Consider the following 3,322-nt stretch of genomic DNA (forward strand, 5'->3'; position numbering starts at 1 on the left):
TCGGGGGGGCGTGGAAGACCATGCGATGCGGTTCGGGATGGCGTATAGGCACCCTGTTGGGTCCTGAAGCAACCAGCAACTGGTTGGTTTCAGACGAGATCCAGAATGGTTCGAGGACCGCGGCCGGCTGGCCGGAGGCTTGGACATGTAGTGTTCTGGGTTTGGTGTTGGTTGAGAATTGCACAGTGGATGCGAGCATCTTAAAGCTTTGTGGTCAAGTTGCTGAGGGCGTACGGTGGATGCCTTGGCACCAGGAGCCGATGAAGGACGTGGGAGGCCGCGATAGGCCTGGGGGAGCTGTCAACCGAGCTGTGATCCCAGGGTGTCCGAATGGGGGAACCCGGCACCAGTCATGTGGTGTCACTCCTGCCTGAACACATAGGGCAGGTAGAGGGAACGCGGGGAAGTGAAACATCTCAGTACCCGCAGGAAGAGAAAACAATAGTGATTCCGTGAGTAGTGGCGAGCGAAAGCGGAAGAGGCTAAACCGTTTGCGTGTGATACCCGGCAGGGGTTGCGTAGGCGGGGTTGTGGGGTTCACAGTTCTGGGTCTGCCGGCTCAGACGACAGTCAGAAAACTTGTGGTTAGTCGAAGTCGTTGGAAAGCGGCGCCGTAGACGGTGATAGTCCGGTAGGCGAAAACTGCAGGTCTGTTGTGTGGATACCCGAGTAGCGGCGGACTCCTGTAATCTGCCGTGAATCTGCCAGGACCACCTGGTAAGCCTAAATACTCCCTGGTGACCGATAGCGGACTAGTACCGTGAGGGAAAGGTGAAAAGTACCCCGGGAGGGGAGTGAAATAGTACCTGAAACCGTGCGCCTACAATCCGTCGGAGCGTCCCGCCTTTTGGTGGGGGTGACGGCGTGCCTTTTGAAGAATGAGCCTGCGAGTTAGTGATACGTGGCGAGGTTAACCCGTGTGGGGGAGCCGTAGCGAAAGCGAGTCTGAATAGGGCGTTCAGTCGCGTGTCCTAGACCCGAAGCGGAGTGATCTAGCCATGGGCAGGCTGAAGCGCGGGTAAGACCGCGTGGAGGGCCGAACCCACCAACGTTGAAAAGTTGGGGGATGATCTGTGGTTAGGGGTGAAAGGCCAATCAAACTCCGTGATAGCTGGTTCTCCCCGAAATGCATTTAGGTGCAGCGTCACGTGTTTCTTGCCGGAGGTAGAGCACTGGATGGCCTAGGGGGCCTACAAGCTTACTGAAGTCAACTAAACTCCGAATGCCGGTAAGTGAGAGCGTGGCAGTGAGACTGCGGGGGATAAGCTTCGTAGTCGAGAGGGAAACAGCCCAGATCACCAGCTAAGGCCCCTAAGCGTGTGCTAAGTGGTAAAGGATGTGGGGTCGCATAGACAACCAGGAGGTTGGCTTAGAAGCAGCCACCCTTGAAAGAGTGCGTAATAGCTCACTGGTCAAGTGGTTCCGCGCCGACAATGTAGCGGGGCTCAAGCACACCGCCGAAGCTGTGGCATTCACATATGTACCTAGCCTTTGTGGTTCAGGTGTGTGGATGGGTAGGGGAGCGTCGTGTCACCAGTGAAGCGGCGGAGTGATCCAGCCGTGGAGGTGACGCGAGTGAGAATGCAGGCATGAGTAGCGAAAGCAGGGTGAGAAACCCTGCCGCCGGATGACCAAGGGTTCCAGGGCCAGGCTAATCCGCCCTGGGTGAGTCGGGGCCTAAGGCGAGGCCGAGAGGCGTAGTCGATGGACAACGGGTTGATATTCCCGTACCCGCGAAGAAGCGTCCATGCTGAACCTGATTGTACTAACTTCCGGAGATGGTGAAGCCTTCGGGTGGATCTGTTGATGTTGGGACCTCGGTTGGTAGTAGGCAAGCGATGGGGTGACGCAGGAGGGTAGCTGGACCCGGCCGGTGGTTGTGCCGGGGCAAGCGTGTAGCCCGCAGCATAGGCAAATCCGTGCTGCATGATGGGTGAGACGTGATGCGGAGCCGTTCAGGTGAAGTCAGTGATCCCATGCTGCCGAGAAAAGCCTCTAGCGAGTTTCGAGCGGCCCGTACCCCAAACCGACACAGGTGGTCAGGTAGAGAATACCGAGGCGATCGGGCGAACTGTGGTTAAGGAACTCGGCAAATTGCCCCCGTAACTTCGGGAGAAGGGGGGCCACCGATGGTGAGACCACGTGCTGGTGGAGCGGTTGGTGGCCGCAGAGACCAGGGGGAAGCGACTGTTTACTAAAAACACAGGTCCATGCTAAGTCGTAAGACGACGTATATGGACTGACGCCTGCCCGGTGCTGGAACGTTAAGGGGACCTGTTAGTCCTTCGGGGCGAAGCGGAGAACTTAAGCGCCAGTAAACGGCGGTGGTAACTATAACCATCCTAAGGTAGCGAAATTCCTTGTCGGGTAAGTTCCGACCTGCACGAATGGCGTAACGACTTCCCCACTGTCTCAACCACAGGCCCGGCGAAATTGCACTACGAGTAAAGATGCTCGTTACGCGCGGCAGGACGGAAAGACCCCGGGACCTTCACTATAGCTTGACATTGGTACTCGAATTCGATTGTGTAGGATAGGTGGGAGCCGGTGAAGTCCTCACGCCAGTGGGGGTGGAGGCAAGCTTGAAATACCACTCTGTTGGATTTGGGTATCTAACCTTGGACCGTGAGCCGGTTCAGGGACAGTGTCTGGTGGGTAGTTTAACTGGGGCGGTTGCCTCCTAAAATGTAACGGAGGCGCCCAAAGGTTCCCTCAGCCTGGTTGGCAATCAGGTGTTGAGTGCAAGTGCACAAGGGGGCTTGACTGCGAGACTGACAGGTCGAGCAGGGACGAAAGTCGGGACTAGTGATCCGGCACTGGCAGGTGGAAGCGGTGTCGCTCAACGGATAAAAGGTACCCCGGGGATAACAGGCTGATCTTCCCCAAGAGTCCATATCGACGGGATGGTTTGGCACCTCGATGTCGGCTCGTCGCATCCTGGGGCTGGAGTAGGTCCCAAGGGTTGGGCTGTTCGCCCATTAAAGCGGTACGCGAGCTGGGTTTAGAACGTCGTGAGACAGTTCGGTCCCTATCCGCCGCGCGCGTAGGATACTTGAGAAGGGCTGTCCCTAGTACGAGAGGACCGGGACGGACGAACCTCTGGTGTGCCAGTTGTTCTGCCAAGAGCACGGCTGGTTGGCTACGTTCGGAAGGGATAACCGCTGAAAGCATCTAAGCGGGAAGCTCGCTTCGAGATGAGGTATCCCACCCCTTGAGGGTTAAGGCCCCCAGCGAGACTACTGGGTTGATAGGCCGGAAGTGGAAGCCTGGTAACAGGTTTGAGCTGACCGGTACTAATAGGCCGAGGACTTGACTTACAAAC

General features: G+C 57.2%; 1 rRNA gene. It reads left to right on the forward strand.

The annotated features are described in order from the left end of the window. The first annotated feature begins 212 nt into the window (after positions 1–212). Positions 213–3,317, forward strand: a 23S ribosomal RNA gene (locus ABD352_RS57430). Positions 3,318–3,322 lie beyond the last annotated feature (5 nt).

The sequence above is a fragment of the Dactylosporangium salmoneum genome (assembly GCF_039532525.1).
GTDB classification, from domain to species: domain Bacteria; phylum Actinomycetota; class Actinomycetes; order Mycobacteriales; family Micromonosporaceae; genus Dactylosporangium; species Dactylosporangium salmoneum.